The following is a 26,490-nucleotide window of genomic DNA, read 5'->3' as shown; positions in this document are numbered from 1 at the left end:
AAAGCGGATATAAATTCGCTCGCATGGATCTGGGCAAAGGGGAGTATTCCGAACAGGACTGGGAATGGTTCTGGCGCTTTGGGTATAGCGTGAAAAAATCTCCGCGCTTGTTGATGGCATCACGCATCGGGGCAAACGATTTCCACGCAGCCGAGGCTGCGGTGCTCAAGCGAACAAAACTCGCGGAATGATGACCCGCCTTCCCTTCCCCACCCGGCACGACCTAGCCGACACGCTCGCCAGCCAAGACCCGGACTGAGTGATTCGACCTGCCGGGAAACAATTTTTCCGTGTACCTAGAGGGCGGGGTTGGCGATAATCGGGGTATGACGACAGCCCAGAAAATCCACGAAACTGTTGCTCAAATGGCGAAGCCGAAAGCGGTCAGACGCCCCTCGGCTCCGAGGCATGAAACGGGGCTCGTCGCAACCATCGAGCGGATGGCGAAACCGGATTATTCGGGGGCGGTGGGGAGCAGGAAAAAAGTCCGCGCCCTGCTCTCGTTGCGTGAATCAGGCGAGTTGAGTTCCGAAAGCGAAACAGTCGCAGAACGTTGGATCGACGACTACCAATATGCGAATTTTGGATATGCGGATTTCATGCGCGACCCGATGCCCGATGATTATGTGAAGGGCGATGCCATCACCTTTGGGCTCAACCGCGCCCATGGCGGCCACCGTATTGCGCTCATCCGTGACAGTCTCGGGGCTGACACTCACCACTTCCTCGTTCGCCTCCTCATTGCCGAACACTCATTCAGCGAGATGGCCCGCGATCTCGTTCCCCACATCAAGGGAACGCCGGGCGGCAAGGCGATCCGACAACGCGCCGTGATGCTGCTCAACTTGCTGCCGTCCATCTATCGCGCCGCAGTAGCGGAACAGAAACGGCTCGCGGAAGTGGTTCGCAATTAACGCTGTACCTTGACCAAACTGCGTGCTAATTCTCGCTAGAATTCCAAAATTGCGCGGTTCGTCATGCTTCCTCAGTCGGTTCGATTGGAGAGGGGCGACGTGCTGCGCGTAAATGATGCCCGGTTTATTGTTGTCGCTTTCAAGGGCGATGACGCTGCAGGGTGCATGATCCTTGCAGATCCTCCGAACCATCACAGATCGGACATGCCGCTGCATTGGGCGCAGGCTTTCCGCTTGGGCATTCGTGGTGAATGCGTCGTCAGATGCGCGCCCGAGGTTATCAGAATGGCAGACCGGCAAGAGCGCGTTGGAAAAGTGGCGCTCATTGTTGCCGATCAGGTAGCGTCATTCGTGGCGCGTGAAATGCAGATACAGGCGAAGGAAAACGGATGGCCAAGCGCTCGGAGAAGGTAGCCGGGCGGCCCTCGTCATATTCGGCGGCAATTGCCGATAAGATTTGCGACCGGATAATGGACGGCGAAAGCTTGCGGCAGATCTGCCGCGATCCTGGAATGCCTGGACAGCGCACCGTTTTCGAGTGGCTTGAAGCGCCGACGAATGAAGATTTCCGCAGCAAGTATGCGCGCGCTCGCGCGCGTGCGGCAGAGGCCTTTGAAGACGAAATTATTGACGCGGCACGGGGCGCTACTCCTGAGGATGCGGCGGCTAGGAAAGTCCATATCACCACGATGCAATGGGTCATGAGCAAGCGCGCGCCCAAGGTCTATGGCGACAGGGTGACGCAGGAACTGACGGGGGTGGATGGAGCGCCGTTGCAGATGCCGACGCTGGTGATTGCGCCTTTCCAATCAAGAGATGAGCCAGACGAGAATTGAAATCCCGCCTGCGTTCGGTGATTTCGGGCGCGGGTATCGTTATCGGGTCTGGTACGGCGGGCGCGGCTCTTCCAAATCCTGGACCGTTGCGCGTGTTCTTGTGGCACTGGCTGCGACCCGACCGATCCGGGTTCTATGCGTGCGTGAGTTTCAGAACTCGATCAATGATTCGGTCAAGCGGCTCTTGGCCGACCAGATCGAAGCTCTGGGCCTGACTCCATGGTTCAAGGTGCAGGAAACAAGCATCTCGTCCAAGGCGGGTGCGGAATTCCTGTTCAAGGGTCTGGCCCGCAATATCCAAGGCATCAAATCGACTGAAGGCGTTGATATCTGCTGGGTAGAGGAAGGCCAGACTGTCAGCCAGTCGTCGCTCGATATCCTGATCCCGACCATCCGAAAGGCCGGGTCCGAACTGTGGTTTACCTACAACCCGGAGCACGACGACGACCCCATGCACCGGCTTATGCTGATGCTGCAGGACGAAGACGGCGCCCTGGTCCGCAAGGTCGGCTGGCAGGATAACCCGTGGTTTCCGCCCGAACTGAACGCCGAACGGCAACTTCTGCTCAGGCACGACCCGGAGGCCTACGAGCATGTCTGGGAAGGCGAGTGCAGGACAATCAGCGAGGCGGTGGTCTTCCGTCACCGTGTTTCGTTCGAGGAATTCGAGACGCCAGACGACGCCCGTTTCTATTTCGGGGCCGACTGGGGCTTTTCACAAGATCCAACGGCGCTCATCCGAGCGTTCATCGATGATGACGTGCTCTACATCGACCAAGAGGCGTTCGGCCTGGGCGTCGAGATGGACGAGCTGCCTGCCCTGTTTGATCGAGTGCCCGGCTCGCGTGACTGGCCCATCCTCGCTGACTGCGCGAGGCCAGAGACGATCAGCTACATGGCAAACCGGCATCGTTTTCGCATCATGCCAGCCGAGAAATGGAAAGGCAGCGTCGAGGACGGTATCGAGCGCATCAAGGCGTTCCGTAAGATCGTGGTGCATCCACGATGCGAACAGATCGCCAAGGAATTCCGCATGTATTCCTACAAGGTCGATCCACGAGATGCGCGCCTGATTCTGCCTAAGCTCGAAGACAAATGGAACCATGGGATTGATGCCCTGCGCTACGCCCTGTCGCCGCTGATCCAGAACCGCCGCAAGGCACCCGATTTCTCCGCATTCAACGCCCTACCCAACCGCAGACGATAGGCCCTTCTATGGCAGCTTGGTTCACCCGCAAGGCCGCAGCACCGGCGGCGCGAGTAGAGCCGCGTCCAGCCGAGAGGAAAGAGCCGCGCATTTCGTTCGCGAGGTTTGCGCAGGATGCCGATCTTGCCGAACTGGCACGGATTGAAGCCGCCACGCAGTCGTTCCAGCCCTATCAGCCCCCGGCTGGCGTGCGTGGTGCTGCACTCGCGATGGATGACGCTATGTCCCTCCCCGCCGGGTTCGGCGCGTGGGCGGGCGAGAACATTGGGATCATTGAAGGCTACATCGCAGACGGCCTGAGTTTTCAGGGCTATCCGTATCTTGCTCAGATGATGCAGCGGGCGGAATTCCGTAAGCCGGTCGATGTACTGGCCAAGGAATGTACCCGCGAGTGGATCAGGTTCCGCAGCAAGAAGCAGACGGCCCAGCCGGGCGAAGATAAAACTGCGGCCAAACGCATTTCCGAGATCGAGACGGCCTTCAAGTCGTTCAATATTCGCGAGGTGATCCGCGAGCAGATCCGGCACGGCCTCGGCTATGGCGTAGGCCACGTCTGGGCTGACGTTGGCGATCTCGGGTACGGCGCGCTGGACCAGGAAAAGCCTCTACGCGTCAACAAGACCGGCATGGCTCAGGGCGCTCTTCGCAGATTTGCGAACGTTGAGCCGATCTGGACGACGCCAGCCAATTACAACGCCGATACGCCGCTGCGTGATGACTTCTATAAGCCATCCGTCTGGTGGGTGCAGGGTTCGCGGGTCCATTCATCCCGCATGAAGAGCATGGTGCCCTTCCCCGTCTCGCAGATGCTGGCGCCCGCCTTCAACTTCGGCGGCCTGTCGCTCACCCAGCAGCTCAAGAGCTACGTCCACAACTTCCTGCGCCTGCGCAACAGCGTGTCGAGCATCGCAGCCAACTTCTCAAAGCTGGTCCTGCTGACCGATATGTTCGGGAATATGGCCACGCCCCAGCACGCAGACTATGGCGATATCAATCCGAGTTCGCTGACCGGGCGCGCCAATCTGCTTCAGTCCATCTCGGATGGGCAGGACACGATTGTAGCGGACAAGGAGAAAGAGGACGCCAAGATCCTCGCCACCCCGCTTGGCGGTCTGAACGAGCTACTGGCGCAGGCCATGGAGGCTACGGCGTCCATCCCCGGCATCCCGCTGGTGAAGCTGTTCGGCATCCAGCCGACTGGCCTGAACGCCTCGTCTGACGGCGAAATCCGCGTGTTCTACGACGAGATCGCAGCATGGCAGGCGGACCAGATCGAGCCAACACTACGATGGATGTTCAACCTCGTTCAGATCCATCTCTGGGGCGATATCGACCCGGATATTGATTACGAGTTCGTCCACCTCTGGCAGATGGACGAGAAGCAAGCTGCCGAGGTCGAGAAGCTGAAGTCCGACACCGACGCCGTAAACATCGTCGCGGGCAAGATATCGCCTGACGAGGCCCGCGAGCGCGAGGCGACGGACGACACCAGCATCTACCGAAACGTGAACCTGACCGCCCCCGCGCCCGAAAAGCCAGACGACGATCTGGATGACGGCAGCATGTCGGGGCTGCTGAGCAAGGCGGAGAACGAAGAGTGATTGAGCCTTTCAACGTCTCTGTGACGGTTTCTCTCGCTTGGTGGCATCGACCAGCAGCGCAAGCATTGCTTTATTGGCACGCCTTTTTGCTTGCCCTTGGAGCGCAAACATACGGCCAAGCTGACGCGAGAGCAGATATCGGCCTCCGTTGGATAACCAGACGCTCTGCACGAATTGCTGTGACAGTTACGGAACCACAGACAAAGCCCAAGGCGACACCATGACGAAACTCCGGTGTGACAGCGCGAAAGGGCGAATCCTCGCCCCGCAGCGCCCGAACGCCGGAGTGGAAGCCGCCTACCGCAAGGCTCTCACCGATCTGGTCGAGGAAATGGCCGCGAGCGTCGATTATTGGGTCAGGGCGAACTACCGCAAGATCGAGCCGCAGGTTGCGCAGGACGCCTCCCCTGCCTCGGTGCTGCAAGGCATCATGAACAAGCTCACAGCGCGGTGGCGGACCAGGTTCAATGAGGTGGCGGACGAACTAGCCTGTCGCTTCGTGAAGCAGGCTCAGGGCCATGCAGACCGTCAGTTGAGCCTGGACCTGCAACGCAACGGGTTTGCGATCAAGTTCAAGCCGTCGCAGGCTATGAAGCAAACGGCGGCTCTCTCGGCTGCCGAGAACGTGACGCTGATCAAGTCGATCCCTGAACAGTATCTCTCGCAGGTCGAGGGCGCTGTGATGCGGTCGGCTCTGGCTGGTGGCGATCTCGGCACCCTGACGGCGGATCTCAAGCAGCGTTACGGCATCACTCATCGGCGCGCTGCCTTCATCGCCCGCGACCAGAACCGCAAGGTTGGCGAGGCCATGACCCGCACCCGTCAAATGGGACTCGGGATCACAGAGGCCATCTGGCAGCACTCCCACGGCGGCAAGCACCCGCGAGAGAGCCACGTCAAGGCCGGGCGCGATAAGCTGCGCTACCGGCTCGATAAGGGCGCCTACATCGACGGGCAATGGATTTTCCCCGGCTCCGAGCCGAATTGCCGGTGCGTGTCCAAGCCCATCATCCCAGGATTTGATGACTGATGACAAAGCAGGTCATGGCCTTCGACCGATCCGTTCGACGGATCGATGATGACGGCCATCTACACGTTGAGCGGTGCATCCTCAGCGCAGCCGTAGTCTCGCCCTATTGGGGCAGCGAGATCAAGGATGCCGAACGCCTCGGGCTCAAGCCTGACGTTCTCTATCAGGTCTATCGCGATGCCGATGCCCTGCGCGATGCCGCAGCGAGCATGAACGGCAAGCCGCTGATCGAGATCCATCAGCCGATCAGCGCAGACGCTCACCCCCGCGAAATCACGGTGGGCGCAGTCAACAACGTCTCATTCGATGCCCCCGATCTGATTGGCGAACTGTCGATCTGGGACGGTGATGCAATCGCACGAATTCAGGACGGATCGAAGCGCAGCGTATCCGCCGGATATGCCTACGATATCGTCCCTGAGAGCGGGTCCATCAACGGGCAGGAATACAGCCTGAAGATGGTCAACATCCGCTTCAACCATCTCGCCCTGGTCGAGAAACCCCGCGTTGACACCGCCATCATTGGCGACAGCGCATCCCCCACATTGGAGAGAAAGAGCATGGCTGGACACAAGCCCATGTCACCGGCGGCGAAGGTTTCAGCCGCTCTGAAGGCCGGTCGCCTCGCACTCGATGCCTCGGAAGAGGATGTGAAGAAGTGCATGGACGAGGAAGAGGACGACCGCAAGGAAGCCGAGGACGAGGAAGAAGAGGACAAGGACCGCAAGGCCGAAGACTCTGACGACACGGACGATGACGACGACGATGCGATGGACGAGGAAGAAAACGACAAGGACGACCGCAAGGCCGCCGATGCCGCCCCTCGGATGATCTCGCTTGCCGACGCCCGCCGCATGGCTCGTGACGAAGCTGCCCGCGCCGTGGCCAAGCAGGAGCAGAAAACCGCAGCCCTGCGCGTGGCACTCGATGCCGTCCGCCCGGTTGTTGGCGACGTGCATGGCATGGATAGCGCCGCGTCGGTCTATCGCTACGCGCTCGCTGATCAGGGTGTGGCCTTTGACGGCGTTTCCGATGCCGCTGGTCTGGCCGCGATCTGGCGTGTTGTCACGCAGCGTCAGGCGGCCCCTCGTCGCATGGCTGCCGATAGCGCCGTTGCCACTGATTCCCCGATCGCGGGCAAGTCTGCTCGCATCAAGGCATAAGGAGCCTGACCGATGGGTTTCCCCAACAAGATCAATTATAACTGGGCGGTCGGCTTCCCTGGCGGCATCGCCTCGGCAAATCCTCGCCGCTCGGCCATCCCCGGCTCGCTCGGCTTCCGCGCTGGCTCGGCTGGCGTAGCTGTCGGTGCGTTCGGGTGGGTGCAGGCTGACGGCGTGACCGTGCTGAACAAGCCGGTCGGCTCCGAAGCCCCAACGGGCTTCGTTCTGCGCGATCAGCAGGCTCTCATCACCGCCTATCTGGCCGAGAGCACGATGCTCCTGCCGAGCGGCTTCAACGTGCAGCTTATGTCGGGCGGCGATTACTTCGCCGTTGCCTCCACCGCTGCCACAGCAGGTCAGGCCGTGTATGCCTCGACCACTGATGGCAGCCTTCAGACCGGCGCGGCTGGCACGGTTCCGACCGGCACCGTCGCCACGGGCTTTGTCGTCACGCAGGGCGGCGCTGCTGGCGCAACCATCATCATCTCCGGCGCCGTTGCGCCGATCTCCGGGAGCAACGAATAATGGCATCGTTTCGCGCTGAGGCCCCTCGCCTTGCGATGGATTGGGGCATCAACCTTCGCGGCGTCACGCATTACACCGACGAAAAGGGCGTGGCGCTTGACGCTGCTCCCGTATTCGGTGCCGTAACCGCCCCGAACAGCGGCATCCCGGCGATCCTGAATACGACCGTCGATCCGCAGCTTATCCGCCAGCTCATCACTCCGGCCAAATCCGAAGAGATTTACGGTTCGGAGAAAAAGGGCGACCGGACCAACAAGACCGTCATGTTCCCGGTCATCGAGTCCTCGGGTTACGCCGTGGCCTATGGTGACTACGAGCAGGGCGGCGACAGCAGCGCGAACGCCAATTGGGTATCGCGCCAGTCCTTCCACTTCCAGACCTGGGCCAAGTATGGCGACCTTGAGTCGGAGATGATGGGCACGGCCAGCATCCCGTGGGTGGCTGAACAGCGCACGGCTGGCGTGTCGGTTCTCGCCAAGCAGCAGAACCTCATCAATCTGTTCGGCGTCTCGGGTCTTGAGAACTACGGCGCGCTGAACGATCCTGCCCTGCCTGCAGCCATCACGGCATCGGTCAAGACCGGGACGGCCACAGCGTGGACCAGCACGAGCGACCCGAACGCCGTCTATCAGGACTTCGTGAATCTGTTCGCGGCGCTCAACAAGGCGCTGATGGGCAACATCGACAATCAGACGCGGCTCAAGGTAGTTGTGCCGTCCGAATTGTCGCAGGTCATGAACTACGCCAACACCTACGGCGTCACCTTGGCCGCTCTCATCAAGCAGTCCTGGCCGAACATGGAGATCGTGTTCCTGCCGGAAGCAGGCGTCACCATGTCGGGCGGCTACACCAGCGCCAATGTCATGCAGATGTTCGCGCCCGAGATCGACGGGGTTGAAACGGTCTCGACCGCCTTCACCGAGAAGCTGACGATGCACCGTATCGAGCAGTATTCGACCAATGCGCGCCAGAAGATGAGCCGTGGCGGCTGGGGCACGATCTGGAAGCGTCCCATGGCTGTTGCCCAGATGGTGGGGATCTGATCATGGCTGATACCGTCACTGTTCTCTGCCGCCTTCCCCATGGCCTGGAACTGCGCATTGCTCCTGAGGGCGATGTGGAGCGCCGTGCCAAACTCAGCGCCGATGACAAGCCCGACCGCAGCCCGGTCGGCTACGTCCAGAGCGTCACCGTCAACGGCGCCAACCGTGCGCCGGACTACCACCCCAAGGATAATGTCCTGCTGGGTCGTGTCGGGCGCACGCAGGTCGAGAAATCCTTTTGGGATAAGTGGCTCGCCCAGCACAAGGACAGCGACCTTGTGAAGAACCATTGCGTCTTTGCGGAAGTGACCGAGCGTGCAGCCGATGCAAAGGCCCGCGAGTTCGCGACCGAAAAGACCGGGTTCGAGGGCGTCAGTCCAGAGGATCTGAAGCGCAAGGGCATGGAAGCGGAGACCGCGACCCGATGACCGACACCACGCCGCAACCGGGCGTTGTCACGTTCGACTATGCGGCGTGGTCAGCGGCCTATCCTGAGTTGGCATCCTCTGTCACAGAGGCCGCCGCTCAGGCCCGGTTCGATATGGCAACCGCCATTCTCGACAACAGCGCCTACAGCGCAGAGCCGGACGTGACCAAGCGGACACGGCTGCTTTACCTGCTGACCGCGCATATCGCGTTCCTGTTCCTGCCCCAGTCTCAGGGCGGCCGTGGTTCCGATAGCGTCGGGCGCCTAGCCTCGGCCACGCGTGGCAGCGTCTCAGTCTCGTTCGATGCCGGATCGACTGCGGCCAATCAGTCATGGTTCGCCCAGACGCAATATGGCCTCATGTTCTGGCAGGCGACCACCTATCTCCGACAGATGCGGTTCATCCCCGGACGCTCCGCACGCGCAAGGATCTGGCCCTGATGGCAAAGCAGGTATTCAGGGGCGGCGACAAGCTGCGCAAGGCGCTGGACGAGCTCGCCAAGAAGGTGGCGCGTGGCGGCACTGTCGAGGCGGGCGTGTTTGAGGATGCGGAATATCCAGACAAGACCAAGGTCGCACAAGTCGCGCAATGGAACGAGTTCGGCACCAAATCGGCGCCCCCTCGCCCGTTCATGCGCCAGACGATCAACGACAACCAGGACAAGTGGGGCGGCGATCTTGCGAAGGCGCTTCAGGCAACTGATTACGACGCTGAAAAGGCCCTCGGTATCGTTGGCGAGCGGATCGCCAGCCAGATCCGTGACACCATAAGGGAAGGCGATTTCGCGCCCAACTCCGATCTGACCAACCTACTGAAAGACCGCTATCCCAAAGGCGACTACGGAACGGCGGAATTCCTCAAGGCGGTCGCCGATCTCAAGAATGGCGCTCGCGGGGCTGATGGCAAGCCTCTTGACTGGTCGGGCCAGCTTCTCAACTCCATCCGCTCGCAGGTGTCCGATGATTGACGTGTTCGGCCTGGCTTCTGGCGCGCTGGGTATCGTCAACCCGGCCACCACCGTCACGGTGAAGTGCTCGGACGGGCAAACGATCGAGCCTGACGGGTCGGTCACACGCAAGACATTCGCCCTCACCGTGGAGGCCGACATTCAGGCCGTCTCGGCGGGTGATCTCGAGCTCGTGGCCAGCATCAACCAGCAGGCTGATATGCGCGCCGTCTATATCCGGGGCGGCCTCAAGGGGCTTTCACGCCCGCTGCAAGTCGGCGGCGATGTTCTCAATTTCTACGGCTCTGACTGGCTCGTGACGCAGCCGGTGGAGGAATGGGGTTTCGGCGAATGGTCCAAAGTGATTGTGACCCGGCAGACAGCGGCCCCCTGTCCCATGTGACGCTCTCCCCGACCGATCGCGAGATAAACACCGCGCTCCGGTCCTGGCTTCTGACGGTCGTGCCGAATGGCGTGCAAGTGATGCAGGGACAGCTTAACCGGGTGGCAGCCCCGCCCGGCCCTTTCATCGTTTTCACGCCGCTCTTTCGACGGCGCATCGCCACCAACGCCTCAAGCTACACCAGCACGACGCGCGAAGTGGTCGAGCCGATGGAATGCACGGTCCAGATATCGGCCTTCGGTTCGGTATCTGGCGAGGCCGTGCAGCGTGTCGTGGCCCTATGGCGGGACATTTACGCGGCAGACTGGCTGCGCAACGCCACAGGCGGCGTCATGGCCCCTCTCTACGCCTCTGAGCCGCGTCAGACCGGCTTCATCAACAGCGACAAGCAATACGAGGACAACTGGACGGCGGATCTGAAATTTCAGGTCAACTTCACCGTCTCGACCCCCCAGCAATTTGCAGAGTCCATCACCGTCGATCTCCGCGAGGTCGATGCCTCTTTCCCCTCACCCAAGGAGTGAACGCCCGTGGCGGTCGGAACACCTATCTCCCTCGTCGTGTCGGTCGTGCCGGGCACAATCCCGGCGAACGGCACCCTCGATTTTCTCAATGGCCTTATCCTGACGACGAACGTCACGGCTGTCCCTGACGGCACTGTGAAGGCGTTCACGACCCTTGCGGATGTGGGCGTGGCGTTCGGCACCAGCGCGAACGAATACAAGATGGCGGCGGCCTATTTCACGGGCTACGACAACGCCTTCCAGCTTCCCGCCACGCTGTATTTCGCTGGCTTTGTGGACGGCACCGATACCCCGGCCACCTTCATGGACAAGATGGCCGCTGCGTCGCTTCAGTGGACCGGCTTCAGCACAGCGTTCGAGCCCTCCCTGACCGAGAAGCAGGGTTTCGCCACATGGACCGGAGCGCAGAATGCGAAATACTGGTATGTTCCCTGGGATACGGATGCGACAGCAACGACGCAGGGCAGCACGGCGAGTTTTGGCGCGTGGCTGGTCGCACAGGACCTCACCGGCACTTCTCCCGTTTACATGGACCCGGCTGCGGCGGGCGCTTTTCTGGGCTGGATGGCTGCCCTGAATTTCGATCAGGTGAACGGGCGTCAGAACCTCGCCTTTACCTCCAACGGTCAGGTCACGCCCGCCACCTACAGCGCAGCAACGGCGGCTACCCTGCTGGCCAACGGTTACAACTGGTACGGCCAGTTCAGCGGGCGCGCCGGGTCGTTCAACTGGGTCTATAACGGCAGCGTCTCCGGCCCCTTCCTCTGGGCGGACAGCTACATCAATCAGATCTGGATCAATGCGCTCCTGCAGTATGCCGACGCCTCGACCCTGACGAATTTCGGCAACGTGCCGTTCAATACGCAGGGCGACGCCATCATCTCGGCCGGTCGCAAGTCGGTCATCAGTCAGGCGCTCAGCTACGGTGCGATCCAGACCGGTGTCGCGATCAGCGATAGCCAGAAGCTCGCCATCAATCGCTTCTTCGGTGTGGATGGCGCGGCCGATTCAGTGGTGAACCAGGGCTATTACGAGCAGCCCGGCGCATCTACGGCCACGTCATCCAGCCGCGCAGCCCGCGCCATCCCGGCGTCCAAGTTCGCCTATGCGGATGGCCAGTCCGTCCAAATGATCACCCTCCTGTCCCGTGAGGTCATCTGATGTCCTTTATCACTTCGGCTGACGCCATCTTCATGCTCACGGTGCAGACGCTGTTCAATGCACCGGTTCGCCTCGAAAACTGGTCGGCAGATCGCGCGTGGGAAGCCGCGGCGATCGAGCAGGTTGAAACCCGCATGTCGATCGACGGCAAGCTCAACGCTGGCTGGGTGCCGAACCCGGTCGATATGACGCTGGGCATTCAGCCGAATTCCGACAGTGCGATCATGTTCGAGGGGCTTTCAACCGCCATGGCCGGGGCGCGCACCCCGTACATCCTCGGCGGCGAGATCACGCTTCCGGGGCTGGGGCGCAAATATACGCTCGTGACTGGCTACCTCGTCTCGGCCTCCCCCATGCCGAGCGCCGGTCGCCTGCTCGAGGAGCGCCAGTTCACCATTCGTTGGGAGCGGGTCTATCCCGTTGGTATCTGATGGCCTTGCGAGAAACGACCTACACGATCCCTGACGGCGAGGACGCGGGCAAGGTGTTCGTGATTACCCGTATGCCCGCCATGCAGGCGGACAGATGGGCACGGCATCTGGTCAAGGCGCTGACGCGGGCGGGCATGGCCCTGCCCCCGGATGCCATGGAGATCGGTCTGTCAGGTCTGGGGGGCATGGCTCAGGCCATGTTCGGCCAGCTTGAGGACGAGGCTGCCGACAAGGCACTGGACGCTCTCATGGCAACAGTGAAGATCCAGCGCGATCCGAACAACCCGGCATCGCGTGGTCAGATCATCGATGCCGATCTGGAAGATCCCGAGACGCTGCCCCGCCTGCAAGCGGAGGCGTTTCGGATGCACCTGGGTTTTTTCAAAGCCGCCGCGTACCTCATTTCCCCGCTCGTGCAAATGCTGGTGCCCCAGGCGGCAAGCGACAAACCCCAGCCCGCTGCGTGAACGTGTCCCGCCCGATCGCCTATGTGGTCGGTTCGGGCCTCGCCACGCTGCACGAGCTCAGCACCATCTACGACACCGAGGACATGCTTGACCTCATGGAGATAGGGATGGTGCGGGACTATAATGGAGGGTGAAGATGCAATCTGAGAAACGTCAGATCGGCGTCAATCCAAGCGCCGCGTTTTGGCAAGAGCTTGCCAGTCTATGTCCAGACTTTGCGCCGCTTTCTGAAGATCGACCGCAAGCTTTCCTGCTGCTGCCGGCGTTAGAGAAACCCGAACCACTGTTGCAAGGTCAGTGCCACCAAGAGCCCCGCAAGGGCAATCGAGCACTACTCCTCCTTCGGGGGTAAAGGCGACCTGCATTGTCTGGTCGAAATCGAACGCTATGACCGGTTGCCCAGATGCGGCCCGGTCGTAGATGTCTTGCAGCTTCTTCTCAGTTTCGTCGCTCATCCCCCGACCTCAGCGCACCGGATCGAGTCCCGTCAACGGATTCAGATAGCTGAGATCACCCAGTCGGCAATGTGGGGCAAGCTGCTCAATCCCTCTCCTACCACCTTACTGGTGAGCTGCTTCAAGCCTTCTTCTTTGACAGCACTCAGCAAGCTTTTCGCCTTGGCCTTCTTTTCCTCTGGCTCGGAACTGGCGTCGATCTTGGCGGCGATAAGTGCCCGCAGCGTGTCGGCCTCGAACCGTACCGTGACGACGTTAAGAATTGCGCTCAGGCCGCCGTCATCTTGGAGGAAGTCTAGGCCTTTGGCGGTGATCTTGAAGATGGGCTCGGGAGTCGTCGCATTCGCAGCAGAAGCAGTATTTGCGCTCTGACCAGAAGCAGCCTGACACAGCCCGTGCCCCTGTAGGTAGATTAGATTCCGGCCGGCCTTGATTATTTCAGCCTTAGAGCCATTGGAAAGTCGGAGATCTACCGGTAACGGGAACTCCTCTGCCATCTTAAGCAGCAATTCACGTTGCAGCCCCCTATCCATCCACTCGATCATAACCGTCTCCTCAATTCAGATACTTCACCACCACGAAGGTCGGGGCAACCGTCTGCGCGCCAAGGACAGAGGTGTAGGTGATGGGCTTGACCCCCATCAGCACCGCTTGCGCGTTAAGACGCAGCGCGCCGTTGGGGTCGGTGATGATGGTTGACATAGGCTCTTGTCCGTTAGGCAGACCATCCGTAAGCAGGAGAGAGTGTTGATTGAGCCACTGAATCTGCCCCCAAATAGATCGGATCGTTGCCTCGATGCACAAACCTTGAGTGGCATATGGGTTTTCGGACGTAACAATCATATTGGCCTGCGTGACCTTGCCTTTACAGGCGGCGAGAACGACAGCGCCGTAGCGGTCCACCCGCGCTTGCTTTTGCTGGGCTTGTGCCTGCGCATCGGCGGCCATCTGCTGTTTGGCCGCCTCGTCGCGCATGGCCGTCAATTGCGACGGCAACTGAGAAACGGGCGTCCCAGTATGCACCTGGCGAGCGAGGGCGATGACCTCGTTGACGTTGCCGATCGGTGCGGAGGTGTTCTGTAGGACAGCCGCTACGTCAGCCGGCGTGTATGACGTGCCAGCATTTGACGCATAGGACACAAGCTGAGTCGGCAGTGGCTTGCTTTGCGAAAATATGGGAGCAAGCTGATAGTACCACGGGGCCACCTCGTCAGCGCTTTTGATGCCCGAACCAAGCGCCAGTTTGGCGTCATCCGGCGAGAAGCCGATAGAGTGCCATTTGATGGCTTGCTCGTAGGGAATATTCGCGCCTTTCCATTCTTCTGCCTCGTTATACGAGATGCCGTGCGAGTGATATGCATCGGCTTCATGGAAGGGGAAACTACTCTGCCAAGAGGCAATTTCAGGGTGGAATGAGTATCCGAAAGAGTCTCCCAGGGCATGGCTGTCGGAGCCGTCAGCAGCGCACCCGGCCAGAAACACAGCACAAAAAGCCGCCGTAACGAAATTCGCTTTTTTCATTCCGTGAACGCCCCTACCAAACTGAGGCGCAGGCTAGGTATCGGCGACCGCTTCGTCAACAAATCCCTCTGCAGCGATGCCCGCTTATATCCAACGGCGGATCGCTTCAGCGCGCATCACTTTATGCGCTTCTGCCGAGTAGACTAGACGTCCGAACGATGACTGCGACCAACGCGGTAGCATTCCAATATTAGAACGGTATTTCTTCGCTGTCTCGGTCGGTCGAATCCCAGCCGCGGCTTTTGCGCGCCTTTTCCTCAGGTGGTGGCCAGTCACGCCAAGATTGAACCCAGCCATCATCACTTGCTGTTCCGGTTTGCATGTCACCACGCCGACTGACCTTCCCAGCATCATCAGATCTCATCGTGAATTGGAGCTCATTATCACCTATTTCGATCTTCTTGACGAGGATATGACTACTCAGGACATCTCGAGCGAGAGTGCGAAAGTCACGGTCTTTTTTGAACTGCGCCCTGACCTGCTTCATCAAATCGTCGATGGTATCGCGCGCCTGAAGAGCCTCGCTAAGTAGCCGTCTTACGGCCTCAACCTCTGATGCTATTCCATTGTCCGTTTGATAGGAACGCACCCTATCCAGCAACTCTACGGGCAACACATGTATGCGTCGCTCTGTCGTAGCTTTCTCGGGTGACTGAGCCATAGTCGTCTCCTGACATTCGCGTTCTTAGCGACTCAGCACGTGGTTGTGTGACATTGCAATTGACATCACAGTTCATACATGCGTTATTCATCGACGTGGGCCAATCTTGGCGCCACTTCGGAGGACAGCACATTGGCCGCGGTAAAAGGATATGGCAACGGATGCATATCGAAGGAGCCTATTAAGCGTTTCCCTTTACGCATCGGGGCGTCGGTTTGCGAACGGATTGACGCATACGGGATCCCTTCCGGTTGTCGTAGCCGGAATGAAGCAATTACTCGCCTGATCGAAATCGGGCTCAAATTTTCGGAAAAGCAGGCATCGGGGCACGTCGCCAAACAATCCCCCGATGCCTCTGAACAATGACCCTGAAAGGACACTGCGATGACCGCAGATAGCACGAATACGCCTGATGGCGCAAAGCCTTTGGCAGATGCAGACTGGCTCGCCTCCCTGTCGCATGAAGCGCTTACCAAGGAAGCCATACGCCGCAACCAGGTGATCGCCGAGATCGTGGTGGCCTGCGAGATGAGGGCCGAGGGCAGATACGCTGCAGCCGACTTTGATAAGGAGATCGCGGAGATCCTGGAGGGGGATGGTTGGTTTTCATCTGCTGTTCTGCTCGAGCGCTTTCGTAAAGGAGACGTGGCATGACCAACGCTCTCACCACCATCGACTTCCACGGCGCGAAGCTCGTCGCAATTGCGGGCGACCGGCCTGAAAATACCCTCGTAGCGATGAAGCCCATCGTTGAGAGTATGGGGCTGGATTGGAGCTTTCAGCGCAAAAAGCTGAACGCTCATCCCGTCCTCTCCAAAGGTGTGGCTGTTACAGCCATACCTTCAGACGGTGGTGAACAGGACGGCACCTGCCTCTCTCTCGACCTTCTGAACTTCTGGCTTGCCACCATCCATCCCGACCGCCTCAAGGATGAGGTGCGGACAACGGTCATCCGTTACCAGAGCGAGTGCGCCCGCGTCCTGTTTAATCACTTCTTCGGCAAAGTGATCGCGGCTGGCGATCATCTTACCCATAGCGAACACGGCGGCATAACCAAAGCCGTGATCACTCGGGCCTTGTCGCCGGTCACCACCCGGATGGACGCCCAAGAGGCACGCCTGGCCGCGCTGGTCGAGCGACTGGAAACCGCGATAACGGCGTATGACCCATCGGCAGGCTTTACCACCGATTACCGCCCCATGCGCTTCTTCGTTGAAAATGCCGGTGTGCTGCAAAAGGGCCGCGGTGACCTGATCCGCAAGATGTCACGTCGCTGCGTTAATTGGCTCCTGCGCAACGACATGGGCGGATCGATCCGATGGAACCGCGACAAGGAACGCAAGTTGTTCCACGTTGATGTCGTCCCCCGCTGGATGCAGTTTGAAGGCGCAGAGATGATCCGCGCTCACATGGACAAGATGACCGGGCAAGGCACTCTTGCCCCCAAGGGAAAGAAAGGCCGGACGGAATTGTCACCGCGCCCTTTCTCCCGCCCGAAGGAGGCAGTGTCATGAGCGCTTTGACCTCTGCGAGCGGCGAGGAATTCGCCCGAACATGGGGGAAGGTCATCACCTCGCTGCCGAACTGGGCGGCCGGACTGGAGAGCGACCTCAGGGAAGTGTATCTGGCTCGCCAAGGCGTTCCGACCAAGCGCAAGGCTCTCTCCGAGAACGCGGTAAAGGCGCTGACGGCGCTCTACCAGGAGTATGGCGGCGTGTCTGCGCAGGCGGATAGGAAGAGCCCTGCCCTCGCGTAATTCTTGCCCCGCCCCGTTCCTCACGCTATCGTGAGGCGTCTGTGGTAGACATTCGCCCCCGCGTCCATCCGCGGGGGCGTTTTGCGTCCTGGCTCAGTTCGTCTGGTTCTCGACCGCGTCTCAGAGTGGCGCGATCGCACCCGCTTGCGTTTCTGCACCATGCACCGTTCATACTCTGCCGTACGAAATCCAGCACAAGCATCTCAGGGCTCTTGTGTATCATACTTGTGATGGTGCTAGGCGTGGGCGAACAGGCTAGAGAGAAGTTCTATACATCACTGGGTAATCTTGCCCAATGCCAAGAGTGCTCAAGGCGCAGATCATGATCAGCTTTACTTTGACGATCCTGAAAGTGACGATTTTCTCGTTCGTTATCCACTATAGCTAATGCGTATCAATCTGCCGTTCACTCGGTAGCCTCGCCGCTTCAAGCGCGTAGTTAACCTCGCCACTGCTACCTGCACCCACCATTCGGGGGGTGCAGGCCATGCTCTTAGCTTGTCGGGTTTTCGGGCGCGTCATGGGTGGTTTTCTTAGCGCGCGACTCTTTGCCGGTGGCTATCGTATAAACCGCGCCCCCGAGCAACACTGTCACGATGGCGAAAGCCACCTTCGGGTAGTTGAGATGCAAGGCGTAAGCGGCAAGTCCTAGACCGGCTAGGGCGAAGAGCAGGGAAAAGAATCGTCCAATTATATCAACACTAAGAGTGTTCTGCAGGATTGCCTGCTCTCTCATGAGTTGTGCTTCGTGGCCGCGTTCTGCCATAGCCATGATGCGTCCCGGCAGAGTGGGATCACTGGCACCGTATTTTGCTAGCGTTTCTGGATCCGGCAATGGGCCACTATGATGTTGAAGCTGGATCGCAGTGACCGAATAATTGTCGGGCGCGACATAGAGCGGATCAAGCGGCTTTGGGTGATTGAATGCTGTGCCAATATGCCGCCCTGTCAGAACGGGGTCAGGGCTCTCGCTTGGCTGTCTTGGGGTGCTGTCGGTCATAATCGTCCATGCTATTACGGATGGAAGCGCCGACCCCCTGCCATGCGCGGTTGATCAACTCGCTGGATGATGGCGTAGTGGATGCGTGAGCGGGGGCACCAAAGCTGACCAGGCCGCCAATCCCAGCGGCAAAGCTACGGGAAAAAGCAGAAATCTTGCGCGAGTAAGACATTCAAACCTCCCTATCTCTGCACGCCGAACCAATTCGTCGGGGCGCTATAGCTCGAACCCATGTTGGGCACAACTGGTTCAACAAAGCAACGCAAGATAAGTGACCTTTCTGTTTCTTCCCCCCTTCTCCTTGCCCCGCTTGACCAAACTCCCTACTGTGATCTGGTCTGATGCCAGACTGACGCCCCCATGGTTCGCCCTGGGGGCTTTTTTCGTTTTGGAGCCCTGAAAATGTCCATCATTGATCGCCTCGTCATTCAACTTGGCATGGACACGAAGGGGTTCTCAGGCGAGGCGCGCAAGTCTGTCGAGCAGTTGCGCGAGGTCGAGAAGCAGGCTCAGGCCACCGGATCGGGCATGGAGCGCGACGGGGTCAAGGCCGCGTCGTTCTTCTCGGGTGTTCGACGCGAGGCTCTGGCTATGTTCGCCGTGTTCACGGCTGGGAAAAGCCTGAAGGCGTTCATTGGCGATACGACCAAGGCGAACGCGCAACTCGATTACATGTCGCAGCGGCTCAACATGGACCCGGCAGGGCTGAACCGGCTCGAAACAGCGGCCAAGGCGGCGGGCGGGTCGTTTGGCGAGGTCACGCAGGCGTTTGGAACGCTTCAGCAGCGCATGACCGACCCGCAGGAACTTGCCAAGGTCTCGCAGGCCTTCGCACGTCTCGGCGTGTCTGACTTCATGGACAAGAGCGGCAACATCCAAGGCGATATCGTCGCCCGACTCAACCGCAGCGTTCATCAGAACCACATCAATAATCAGGTTGCGCTCGGCTACATGCGCGATCTGAACTTTGGTGAGGGAATGATCAATCAGGTTCTGATGGACCCGAAGAAGTTTGCGGACCTTCAGAATCAACTCAAGAACATGCCAGCACCGTCCAAGGCGGCCACAGAAGCGTCGCGGCAGCTTTATCAGGACTGGGGCATCCTAACAAAGCAGTCGGAGAACTTGACGAACATTCTTACGGCCAAGCTGGCGCCCGGTCTGGATCAGGTCGTTCGTCGCCTGCTTGAGCTTGAGCGCGATCATCCGGATATCGCCGGCGCGATTGGCGGGATCACCCTTGCCGTAGGAGAGTTATCCAAGGCGTTCGGCGGACTTGGCGGCATCCTGGCGGGCATGGCTGGGCTTAACATCATCAAGCGCCTGTTTGGTGGCGACACCAAAGCGATGAGAGCCGCAATAGCCGAGTTGAAGGCCGCCCGAGAGGCAGCCGCTCTGCCAGAGGCCGTTGCAGCGGGCGGGATAGGCGGGCGCGGTGTATTGTCCCGGTTAGGCCCTTGGGGTTTGGCTGTTGCTGCGGGTGCGGCAGTGATGGCTCCCGGCAAGACGAACGAGGGCGAAGCTGATGTCCTTGCACAAATGCGAGCAGAGGGGCGTACAGGAACGCACTCCCGCGGTGTGGCCAGCAAGTCGCCTCTATTCGATCTCTATGCCAGCACAATAGCAGAGAAGGAAAGCGGCGGAGATTACACCAAGGTAGGCGGCTACAACGGCGCGTACTCAGGCAAGTATCAAATGGGATCGAGTGCGATCAAAGACGCCGCCGCCTGGCTGCGCGAGCCGGTGCCTACACGAGAGACATTCCTTGCAGACCATGCGATGCAGGAACGTTTCTTCCGCGCCTTCACCGACAGTAACAACGCCGTTTTGAGCTCAAGCAGCGATGCATATGGCAAGCTAGGAGACCTTCAGCGCTTTGCTGCCCTCGGATACGCCCACAATCAGGGAGCAGGGGGTGCTGCGGACTGGCTCAAGACCGGAACCAGCAAGGCGGACGGGTTTGGGACTGACGCGCAGGACTATGCTGTGGCTGTTCTGAAGGCGGGGGCTTCGCAGGCTGGGCAGCTTGCTACGAGCGTCGATGCGTCGCCGGGCCGCATATCATCAACTGTCTTACGTTACGAGGCTCCGAAGGCAGAGCAGGAAACCGCAATCAAGCGCTTGGCCTCTGCAACAGATGCCGCACTCGGTGGGGTCAAGCCCGCAAATGCTCTCACGCGTGAGGATGTGGCCACATTACTACGCCCTCGTGACGCTGGCCCTTCTGTCAGCCCGCAGGCTGACATGATCAACGCCATGCGCGACCAGCACGCGCAAGCGGCTCGATCAATCGGAACGGGTGAAGTGTCGAGAATGGCCGCGTCTGTGACCGCTGGTGACAGCCCCGGCTCGGTCGCGAACACGACAAACAACACGACGCACAACGTCAATCTGCATGGTGACGTGATCATTCCTACCAATGCGACCGACGCCAAGGGCATCGCTCGTGATTTCCATGACGGTATGCGCCAGCAGTTGGCGGCCGTAAACGCGCCGGGAGTTCAGTGATGGCTTTCCCCGTTATCCCCCTGCCTTCCGTGTGGGATGTGCCGGTCATGGCTGGCGTGCCTGCCCTGCTCGGCCAGTCCATTGGAAATGGCGTCTCTGCATCTGTATCCAATCTGCTTGGGCAAGAAGTGGCGAACTGGCAGATCACCAGTGCAGCGGCGCAATGGGGTGTATTCCTCAATGGCACCCAGATACTGACAAGCGCGCACGTTCTCGGCATTGAACACGAGGTCGCCTATCAGGTGCCAAGCGGGCCGACTGAAAACGGCGGATTCGTATCGTACAACAAAGTCAAAATGCCATACGTCTCACGCATCCTTCTCGTCTGTGATGGTAGCGAGAGTGGCACAACAATCTCGGCGGGGCTAACGCAGGTTTTGGGGGCAATTACCGGATCAGGGCCAGCTTTCGTTAGGAAAAGCTTTTTCGACACGCTCGAGCAGATCGTAGCGGACACGAACCTCTACGAAATCCATATACCCGAGCGGAGCTACATGAGCGCCAATATCGTCGGCTATCGCTTCCGGAGAACAGAACGTGAGGGCATCACAATGCCCGTGGCGGAGATCATGCTCCAGGAAATCCGAAGCGGTGCGACACAGGGGTATAAAAACACCTCTGCACAATCAGTCTCGGCAGCCGTGCCGGTTCAATCCGGTCAGGTGCAGCTTCAGTCTCTCCCCAGCGGCGCGCCGGACCTCGCCGGGATCATGGATCGGATATCAGGCCTATGACTGGAATCATACCACTCACAGCGACCCCCTATCAAACACTCAACATCGTGCTGGATGGCCAGAACATCCGCCTGGACGTGCAGCAACGCCGGACAGGTGTCTATCTCAATGTCTGGCTGAATGATGTTCAGGTGGTGGCTGGCGCCCTGGCGCTGACTGATACTTACATCGTGAGAGCGGCCTATCTGGGCTTGCCTGGGGATTTTGCTTTCATCGACCTGCAAGGCTCCGACGATCCTGACTACTCAGGCTTCGGGACACGCTGGTTCCTGTTCTATTCGGGGGCGTGATGTCTGGTTCGCTCAGTTCCTACGCGAGTTATGGCGGCAGCTTGCCGCGCAGTTTCACCAAGAAGAAAATCGACATCACGTTCACGGTGCGCTCTGGCGGCCAGGCTGCGGGCGGCGTGGTCGATCAAGAAAAGCTGACCGGCTACCGGTGCCAGGTTGACGTGACCAACGCTGGATTGCGCATGGGATCGGCGGCGAACGTTCGCATCTACAATCTGCCGCTTCCCTTGATGAACCGCATGTCACTCATGCCGTCTCGGATTCCTGGCGTCCTGAGCGATCTGACGCGCACCACGCTAAACAGCATCATGATCGAGGCTGGCGACGATGAGGCGGGAATGACGACCATTTTCAATGGCATCATTTCCTCTGCTTTTGCTGATTTTTCAACAGCGCCAGAGCCTGCGTTCAACATCGTCTCTTATGACGTTGTGGGGCCAAATATGAATGTGATCGACCCGCACTCGTTCCCAGCAGGCGCGAGTTTGGCGGGGATGATCTCGCAAATTGCTTCGGACGCCGGATATTCCTTCGTAAATTATGGTGTCAGCGCCAAAGCGAAGGGGCCGACATATCTGCACGGTTCGATGACTGACCAGATCGAGGCCCTGAAAAAGACCTACAAATTCATCTATGCGATCCCCATGCTTGGCACTACAGGCCAAGCCAGCCCGTATCAGGTCACGATCTGGTCGAACAATCTCAAGGACTTGCAGGGCAAGACGATCCCCAAGGTCAGCGCCAAGACAGGAATGATCGGCTATCCGGCCTATAGCAATTACGGCGTCTCTCTCGTCACGCTGTTCGACCACCGCCTGCAATTCATGAACACCTTCGCAATCGACAGCGCGTATCTGCCTGCTGCCTGGGTAAACAATCAGGCCGGACAGGTGGCCCCGATGCCGGTCAACGGCACATGGGTCGCGCAGATGGTCACGCACGAACTCGATAGCGAAATCCCCAATGGCCGATGGTTCACGCGCGTCGAAGCGATGAGAACCGATTACGCAGGGAACATCTCGTACAATGGTTGATCATGTCTCACCCCAGAGTACGTTCGCAGGGCTGACCAATGGAAGCGCGATTGACGCCGCCGTTGATCGGGCCATATCCGCCATGGGCACCCCCATCCTCGTCCAAGTCAAAGCCGTCCACGGCGGCGGCGCGTCTCTGGTGGGTCAGGTGGATGTGCAGCCCATGGTTCACATGCAGGACGGCCAGGGCAAGACGTACCCGCATGGCGTCATAACGGGCGTTCCTTACCTGCGCGTACAGGGCGGCACCTCGGCGCTGATCATCGACCCCATGGTGGGAGATATCGGCTATGTGATGGTGTCGGGCCGCGATATTCAGAATGTCATCACGTCACGCCAGCCCTCGGCTCCGGGCTCGTTCCGCATGCACTCCATGAGCGATTGCGTCTATGTAGGCGGGTTTCTGAACGGTGCGCCTAATCAGTTTATCATCATGAATGGCAACGGCATCCGGATCGTCTCACCGGGCACTGTTCGCATCGAAGCGAACGCCGCTGAGATCGCCTGCGGTCTCAAGGTCGACGGGCCTATCACGGCCACCGGAGACGTAACCGGCAACGGCATCTCCCTCGACAATCACACGCATACGGGTGTGCAGACAGGCAGCGGCTCGACCGGCAAGCCGCAGTGACCCTGTTTCGCTGTACTTTGACCAAACAGCGTGCCATAAACCGATAGTCTGCCGATAATCCGGCCAGTCCCAAGGAAATCAGCGATGCAATCCCTCCTGCTTGACCGCACGGAATGGGACCTCGTGCTCGACCGATCGGGCAATATCGCGATTTGTTCCGAGCCCTATTCGGTGCTTCAGGACGTATCCAACGCCATCCGCGTGTTCCAGGGCGAATGCTACTACGACACGTCAAAAGGCTTGCCGTATCAGGCTCAGATCCTCGGCAAGTCGCAATCCGTCCCGATCTTCCAGCGCCTCGCTGAAGCTGCCGCTCGCACTGTTCCGCTGGTTCAGGACGCCTCGTGCGTCGTGTCCCGACTGGGCGGCGACCGCAGCCTTTCCGGTATCATGCAAATCACCCTGACGACAGGCGAAACGCTCGATGTCCAGTTCTAGCGGCACCACCTCGATTCCGGCGCTCACGATTACGAGCGCAGGCGTGGTTGCGCCTGATGAACTGGACGTTCTGACGGGTGCGCTGACGGATATCAGCGCCGCTATGGGCGGGAACGTCAATCAGGATCTGTCCACGCCTCAGGGTCAGATTGCCACGTCAGAGGCAGCGGCGATCGGCAACTGCTATGACGCCATTCTGGCAGTCGCGAACGGCGTTGACCCCAAGGTTGCCTCTGGCCGGATGCAGGATGCAATCGGCAACATCTATTTCATGACCCGCGTTCCGGCGACGGCCACAACCGTTGCTGTGTCGATCGTGGGGACGGCTGGGCAGGTCGTTGCGTCGGGCAGCGTCATCGCAACGGATGGCGTCTATCAATACGCCCTGACGGCTGACGTGACGATCCCGGCTGGCGGCACGGCCTCGGCCACGGTGGCGAACACCGAGACAGGCGCCCTCGCCTGCTCTGCCAATTCCCTGTCGCTCTACCAATACACGGCTGGCGTCTCGTCGGTGTCCAACGCCTCGCCTGGCGTTCTGGGGTCTGACGCAGAAGGCCGGATTGCTTTCGAAGAGCGGCGGAACAACTCGGTTTCTGCCAACTCGACTAGCCAAACCGCCTCGATCCTTGGGCAGGTTCTCAAGCTGAGCAGCGTCACGGATGCCTATGCGTACAGTAACGGGACAACGGCGGCAGTCACTTATAACGGCGTAAGTGTGCCGGCCAACAGCGTGTATTGCTGCGTAGCGGGTGGCGCACCTGCTGACATTGGCCTCGCGATCATGCAGAAAAAAAGCCCTGGTTGCGGCACAACGGGCGGAACGAGCGTGCAGGTTCAGGATCCGGCAGCCGTCTATAACGGCAACGGGCCAACCTATACGATCAACTATGCAGTGGCACAGGCCACGCCAGTCTATCTGGCCGTGACCATCAAGAACGGCGTCGATGTGCCTTCCGATGCCCTCACCCAGATCCAGAATGCTGTTCTGGCGCAGTTCGCCTCTGGTGGTAGTTCCGGCCTGCGTCCCACGATCGCCAGTACGATCTATGCCAGCCAGTTTGGCTGCGCGATCATGTCCCTCGGAACATGGGCGCGGCTGGTGACGCTGCAAATCGGCACCGCGCCTCCGCGCCAATCAGAACCTGGTCACGATGACAATGGCGCAGGTGCCGACCATGGCAGCCGGGAACATCTCTCTGACGCTGGTGTGATGCGATGGATATCTATGACACCATCCTTTCGCAGTATTCCAACTCGCCCCGGCTCTGCACGATCATTCAATCCTTTGCTGAGGCGATTGATCCGGAGGCGTTCTTCGACCTCTGGTATAATCAGGTTTGGAACCCCTCAACTGCGACTGGCTGGGGCCTCGACGTGTGGGGCCGCATTGTCGGTGTCGGGCGCGTCTTGCAGGTTACAGAGAGCGGGTATATCGGCTTCGATGAAGCGGCTGCCAACGGCACATCGACAGCGATCCGCGAATTCAACGCAGGCATTTGGTACAGCGGCCAGACGACGACCACGAATGTCGCGCTCACGGATGATGCCTATCGCAAGCTGATCTTCGCCAAGGCAGCCGCGAATATCACCGACTGCTCGATCACGTCGCTGAACAACATCCTCATGACGCTCTTCGGTGATTCCGGGCGCTGTTACGTCATCGACGGTCAGAACATGACGATGACTTATCGCTTCGACTTCGTGCCGACACCGGTGCAGTTGTCGATCATCTATCGTTCCGGGGTTCTGCCCCAGCCTTCGGGCGTGAACGTCTCCTACTCCTTCGAGGAATGACGGCAGCAGCCGGGCAGGAAACCAATGAAGAAAACCGACTTCTCACCGCAGTTCCCCACTGTCTGGGGGGCCGGGGCCGATAGCACGCACCTGCAGTATCCAATCCCCGGTACTTCCAACGCGCTTGGCCGGGCTTCCCTTAACCTTGGCTTCCCTCCGGCAACGTTCGTGGCGCCTGAAGCCGGGGGGTCATTCATGTTCGGAGAGGACATGAACGGCGCGCTCCGGATGCTTGCGACGGCCGCGCAGAACTACGAAAGCGGCGTGTTTCCGCCCTTTTCGGCCGCCTTTGCGCAGGCAGTCGGCGGCTACCCTCAGGGCTGTGTCGTCGCCGACCCCACCACCACCGGCCTCTTCTGGGTATCCACCGCCGACAACAACCTGATCACACCCGGTGAGTCTGGCGCGTCGTGGGTCAATCTGTTCGCAGGACTGGCGACCGAGACGTATGCGGCACAATTTAACCCCGGTCGTTATCTCAATACGACCGTCATTACATCGTCCCAGACTTACACAGTCCCGGCTGGCGTCTATAAAATTCGTGTTCGCCTCCAGGCGGCGGGCGGGGCGGCTGGGGGGAGCGCTGATAACACCGGCGGCAATGGATCTTCCTGCGCTTCAAGCGGTGGCGCGGGTGCCTATGTAGAGGCGATCTTCCCCGTCACTCCTGGTCAGCAGATCCCGATCAGCATCGGCGTTGGTGGCGTTGGTGTGACTGGCAAGGCGGGCGGGMCCGGAGGCGCCACCACATTCGGCCCGTTTGGCTCGTTTGCTGCGCTCTCATGCCCCGGTGGGCTTGGCGGCTATGCCGGAACACAAACATCCTCCAGCGCTGCGTCGTCAATTCCGGGATGCCCTGGCAATGGACTGCCGAGCGGCCCGAACATTGTTTACGCGGTTGCAGCGGCGGGCGGGTTGGCCGGGATCGCCGTGGTGGGGAAAGCCGCAGCGCCCCCTGGGAGGCAAAGCCCCCTGGGGGCGGGGGG

The 26,490-nt window shown here is 59.8% G+C and carries 33 protein-coding genes and 2 pseudogenes; 30 read left to right on the top strand and 5 right to left on the bottom strand.

What is annotated here, in order from left to right:
• The first annotated feature begins 23 nt into the window (after nucleotides 1–23).
• The 18 genes from C0V97_RS18275 to C0V97_RS18770 all read left to right on the top strand — a co-directional run bounded on the left by C0V97_RS18275 (nucleotide 24) and on the right by C0V97_RS18770 (nucleotide 12,813).
• Nucleotides 24–191, top strand: a complete 168-nt coding sequence (locus C0V97_RS18275) for a hypothetical protein (RefSeq protein WP_158625328.1) — start codon at nucleotides 24–26, stop codon at nucleotides 189–191.
• Between the two features lie 174 nt (nucleotides 192–365).
• Complete coding sequence (locus C0V97_RS03985) at nucleotides 366–914, top strand: hypothetical protein (protein WP_127100946.1); 549 nt, start codon at nucleotides 366–368, stop codon at nucleotides 912–914.
• Nucleotides 915–1,303: 389 nt separating this feature from the next.
• Nucleotides 1,304–1,750 carry a hypothetical protein gene (locus C0V97_RS03980; RefSeq protein ID WP_127100945.1) on the top strand — a complete coding sequence of 149 codons (447 nt, stop codon included), beginning with the start codon at nucleotides 1,304–1,306 and terminating at the stop codon, nucleotides 1,748–1,750.
• Nucleotides 1,731–2,957 carry a PBSX family phage terminase large subunit gene (locus tag C0V97_RS03975; protein ID WP_127100943.1) on the top strand — a complete coding sequence of 409 codons (1,227 nt, stop codon included), beginning with the start codon at nucleotides 1,731–1,733 and terminating at the stop codon, nucleotides 2,955–2,957. Before C0V97_RS03980 ends, C0V97_RS03975 begins: the two co-directional genes overlap by 20 nt.
• 8 nt (nucleotides 2,958–2,965) lie before the next feature.
• Entirely contained in the window at nucleotides 2,966–4,558 is a 1,593-nt protein-coding gene (locus C0V97_RS03970; protein ID WP_127100941.1) for a DUF1073 domain-containing protein, read from the top strand.
• 220 nt (nucleotides 4,559–4,778) lie between these two features.
• Nucleotides 4,779–5,588, top strand: a complete 810-nt coding sequence (locus tag C0V97_RS03965; RefSeq protein ID WP_199751615.1) for a phage minor head protein — start codon at nucleotides 4,779–4,781, stop codon at nucleotides 5,586–5,588.
• Nucleotides 5,588–6,751, top strand: a complete 1,164-nt coding sequence (locus C0V97_RS03960; protein WP_127100939.1) for a DUF2213 domain-containing protein — start codon at nucleotides 5,588–5,590, stop codon at nucleotides 6,749–6,751. Before C0V97_RS03965 ends, C0V97_RS03960 begins: the two co-directional genes overlap by 1 nt.
• Nucleotides 6,752–6,763: 12 nt before the next feature.
• Complete coding sequence (locus tag C0V97_RS03955; protein WP_127100937.1) at nucleotides 6,764–7,276, top strand: hypothetical protein; 513 nt, start codon at nucleotides 6,764–6,766, stop codon at nucleotides 7,274–7,276.
• On the top strand, nucleotides 7,276–8,319 hold the full coding sequence (locus tag C0V97_RS03950) for a DUF2184 domain-containing protein (RefSeq protein WP_127100935.1): 1,044 nt from the start codon (nucleotides 7,276–7,278) through the stop codon (nucleotides 8,317–8,319). Before C0V97_RS03955 ends, C0V97_RS03950 begins: the two co-directional genes overlap by 1 nt.
• Nucleotides 8,320–8,321: 2 nt before the next feature.
• Nucleotides 8,322–8,747 carry a hypothetical protein gene (locus C0V97_RS03945; protein WP_127100933.1) on the top strand — a complete coding sequence of 142 codons (426 nt, stop codon included), beginning with the start codon at nucleotides 8,322–8,324 and terminating at the stop codon, nucleotides 8,745–8,747.
• The gene (locus C0V97_RS03940) at nucleotides 8,744–9,187 is read left to right on the top strand and encodes a DUF4054 domain-containing protein (protein ID WP_127100931.1); all 444 of its coding nucleotides are present in this window, start codon (nucleotides 8,744–8,746) and stop codon (nucleotides 9,185–9,187) included. Before C0V97_RS03945 ends, C0V97_RS03940 begins: the two co-directional genes overlap by 4 nt.
• Entirely contained in the window at nucleotides 9,187–9,714 is a 528-nt protein-coding gene (locus C0V97_RS03935; protein ID WP_127100929.1) for a hypothetical protein, read from the top strand. Before C0V97_RS03940 ends, C0V97_RS03935 begins: the two co-directional genes overlap by 1 nt.
• The gene (locus tag C0V97_RS03930) at nucleotides 9,707–10,096 is read left to right on the top strand and encodes a hypothetical protein (RefSeq protein ID WP_127100927.1); all 390 of its coding nucleotides are present in this window, start codon (nucleotides 9,707–9,709) and stop codon (nucleotides 10,094–10,096) included. The genes C0V97_RS03935 and C0V97_RS03930 overlap by 8 nt, the downstream gene beginning before the upstream one ends.
• Nucleotides 10,045–10,620: an LIC_12616 family protein gene (locus C0V97_RS03925; RefSeq protein WP_127100925.1), complete on the top strand. Its 576-nt coding sequence runs from the start codon at nucleotides 10,045–10,047 to the stop codon at nucleotides 10,618–10,620. The genes C0V97_RS03930 and C0V97_RS03925 overlap by 52 nt, the downstream gene beginning before the upstream one ends.
• Nucleotides 10,621–10,626: 6 nt before the next feature.
• Nucleotides 10,627–11,781 carry a DUF3383 family protein gene (locus C0V97_RS03920; protein ID WP_127100923.1) on the top strand — a complete coding sequence of 385 codons (1,155 nt, stop codon included), beginning with the start codon at nucleotides 10,627–10,629 and terminating at the stop codon, nucleotides 11,779–11,781.
• Nucleotides 11,781–12,212, top strand: a complete 432-nt coding sequence (locus tag C0V97_RS03915; protein ID WP_127100921.1) for a phage tail fiber protein — start codon at nucleotides 11,781–11,783, stop codon at nucleotides 12,210–12,212. Before C0V97_RS03920 ends, C0V97_RS03915 begins: the two co-directional genes overlap by 1 nt.
• 5 nt (nucleotides 12,213–12,217) lie before the next feature.
• Entirely contained in the window at nucleotides 12,218–12,679 is a 462-nt protein-coding gene (locus tag C0V97_RS03910) for a phage tail assembly chaperone (protein WP_158625327.1), read from the top strand.
• A 2-nt stretch (nucleotides 12,680–12,681) separates the two neighbouring features.
• A complete protein-coding gene (locus tag C0V97_RS18770; RefSeq protein ID WP_255424149.1) occupies nucleotides 12,682–12,813 on the top strand; it encodes a hypothetical protein in 132 nt (43 codons plus the stop codon).
• Between the two features lie 30 nt (nucleotides 12,814–12,843).
• On the opposite strand, the gene C0V97_RS03905 is transcribed toward C0V97_RS18770, so the two are convergent.
• From C0V97_RS03905 to C0V97_RS03890, 4 genes are all read right to left on the bottom strand, one after another.
• Nucleotides 12,844–13,134 (bottom strand): hypothetical protein, encoded by a 291-nt coding sequence (locus tag C0V97_RS03905; RefSeq protein WP_127100917.1) that lies wholly within the window; start codon nucleotides 13,132–13,134, stop codon nucleotides 12,844–12,846.
• Between the two features lie 41 nt (nucleotides 13,135–13,175).
• The gene (locus C0V97_RS03900; RefSeq protein ID WP_127100915.1) at nucleotides 13,176–13,679 is read right to left on the bottom strand and encodes a hypothetical protein; all 504 of its coding nucleotides are present in this window, start codon (nucleotides 13,677–13,679) and stop codon (nucleotides 13,176–13,178) included.
• A 10-nt stretch (nucleotides 13,680–13,689) separates the two neighbouring features.
• Nucleotides 13,690–14,655, bottom strand: a complete 966-nt coding sequence (locus C0V97_RS03895; protein ID WP_127100913.1) for a hypothetical protein — start codon at nucleotides 14,653–14,655, stop codon at nucleotides 13,690–13,692.
• A gap of 190 nt (nucleotides 14,656–14,845) precedes the next feature.
• Nucleotides 14,846–15,316: a hypothetical protein gene (locus C0V97_RS03890; RefSeq protein WP_127100911.1), complete on the bottom strand. Its 471-nt coding sequence runs from the start codon at nucleotides 15,314–15,316 to the stop codon at nucleotides 14,846–14,848.
• A 384-nt stretch (nucleotides 15,317–15,700) separates the two neighbouring features.
• Between C0V97_RS03890 and C0V97_RS03880 the strand changes: the two genes are divergently transcribed.
• The 3 genes from C0V97_RS03880 to C0V97_RS03870 are packed head-to-tail and all read left to right on the top strand — an operon-like array spanning nucleotide 15,701 to nucleotide 17,072.
• Nucleotides 15,701–15,970, top strand: a complete 270-nt coding sequence (locus tag C0V97_RS03880) for a hypothetical protein (RefSeq protein WP_127100909.1) — start codon at nucleotides 15,701–15,703, stop codon at nucleotides 15,968–15,970.
• Nucleotides 15,967–16,830 carry a phage antirepressor N-terminal domain-containing protein gene (locus tag C0V97_RS03875; protein ID WP_127100907.1) on the top strand — a complete coding sequence of 288 codons (864 nt, stop codon included), beginning with the start codon at nucleotides 15,967–15,969 and terminating at the stop codon, nucleotides 16,828–16,830. Before C0V97_RS03880 ends, C0V97_RS03875 begins: the two co-directional genes overlap by 4 nt.
• On the top strand, nucleotides 16,827–17,072 hold the full coding sequence (locus C0V97_RS03870) for a hypothetical protein (RefSeq protein WP_127100905.1): 246 nt from the start codon (nucleotides 16,827–16,829) through the stop codon (nucleotides 17,070–17,072). Before C0V97_RS03875 ends, C0V97_RS03870 begins: the two co-directional genes overlap by 4 nt.
• A 493-nt stretch (nucleotides 17,073–17,565) precedes the next feature.
• Here the strand turns inward: C0V97_RS03870 and C0V97_RS03865 are convergent, their stop codons facing one another.
• Entirely contained in the window at nucleotides 17,566–18,072 is a 507-nt protein-coding gene (locus tag C0V97_RS03865; protein WP_127100903.1) for a hypothetical protein, read from the bottom strand.
• 402 nt (nucleotides 18,073–18,474) lie between these two features.
• Here C0V97_RS03865 and C0V97_RS03860 point away from each other — a divergent pair, with 402 nt between their 5' ends.
• The 9 genes and pseudogenes from C0V97_RS03860 to C0V97_RS03820 form a co-directional block, all read left to right on the top strand.
• Entirely contained in the window at nucleotides 18,475–20,580 is a 2,106-nt protein-coding gene (locus C0V97_RS03860) for a hypothetical protein (RefSeq protein WP_127100901.1), read from the top strand.
• Nucleotides 20,580–21,314 (top strand): hypothetical protein, encoded by a 735-nt coding sequence (locus C0V97_RS03855; RefSeq protein WP_127100899.1) that lies wholly within the window; start codon nucleotides 20,580–20,582, stop codon nucleotides 21,312–21,314. Before C0V97_RS03860 ends, C0V97_RS03855 begins: the two co-directional genes overlap by 1 nt.
• Nucleotides 21,311–21,604: a phage baseplate plug protein gene (locus tag C0V97_RS03850; protein ID WP_127100897.1), complete on the top strand. Its 294-nt coding sequence runs from the start codon at nucleotides 21,311–21,313 to the stop codon at nucleotides 21,602–21,604. Before C0V97_RS03855 ends, C0V97_RS03850 begins: the two co-directional genes overlap by 4 nt.
• On the top strand, nucleotides 21,604–22,638 hold the full coding sequence (locus tag C0V97_RS03845; protein WP_127100895.1) for a baseplate hub protein: 1,035 nt from the start codon (nucleotides 21,604–21,606) through the stop codon (nucleotides 22,636–22,638). Before C0V97_RS03850 ends, C0V97_RS03845 begins: the two co-directional genes overlap by 1 nt.
• A complete protein-coding gene (locus C0V97_RS03840) occupies nucleotides 22,631–23,269 on the top strand; it encodes a Gp138 family membrane-puncturing spike protein (RefSeq protein ID WP_127100893.1) in 639 nt (212 codons plus the stop codon). Before C0V97_RS03845 ends, C0V97_RS03840 begins: the two co-directional genes overlap by 8 nt.
• Before the next feature lie 84 nt (nucleotides 23,270–23,353).
• Nucleotides 23,354–23,707: a hypothetical protein gene (locus tag C0V97_RS03835; RefSeq protein ID WP_127100891.1), complete on the top strand. Its 354-nt coding sequence runs from the start codon at nucleotides 23,354–23,356 to the stop codon at nucleotides 23,705–23,707.
• Nucleotides 23,694–24,413: pseudogene (locus C0V97_RS18860) on the top strand (baseplate J/gp47 family protein); the annotation flags it as partial. The gene C0V97_RS03835 and the pseudogene C0V97_RS18860, both read left to right, overlap by 14 nt.
• A gap of 512 nt (nucleotides 24,414–24,925) precedes the next feature.
• Nucleotides 24,926–25,504, top strand: a complete 579-nt coding sequence (locus C0V97_RS03825; RefSeq protein WP_127100887.1) for a DUF2612 domain-containing protein — start codon at nucleotides 24,926–24,928, stop codon at nucleotides 25,502–25,504.
• 24 nt (nucleotides 25,505–25,528) lie between these two features.
• Nucleotides 25,529–26,490 (top strand): annotated as a pseudogene (locus tag C0V97_RS03820) (hypothetical protein); the annotation flags it as partial.

This window comes from Asaia sp. W19, assembly GCF_003994335.1.
Lineage (GTDB): Bacteria > Pseudomonadota > Alphaproteobacteria > Acetobacterales > Acetobacteraceae > Asaia.
The sequence above is the reverse complement of the archived record's forward strand: the minus strand, read 5'-3'. Positions and strand labels throughout refer to the sequence as shown.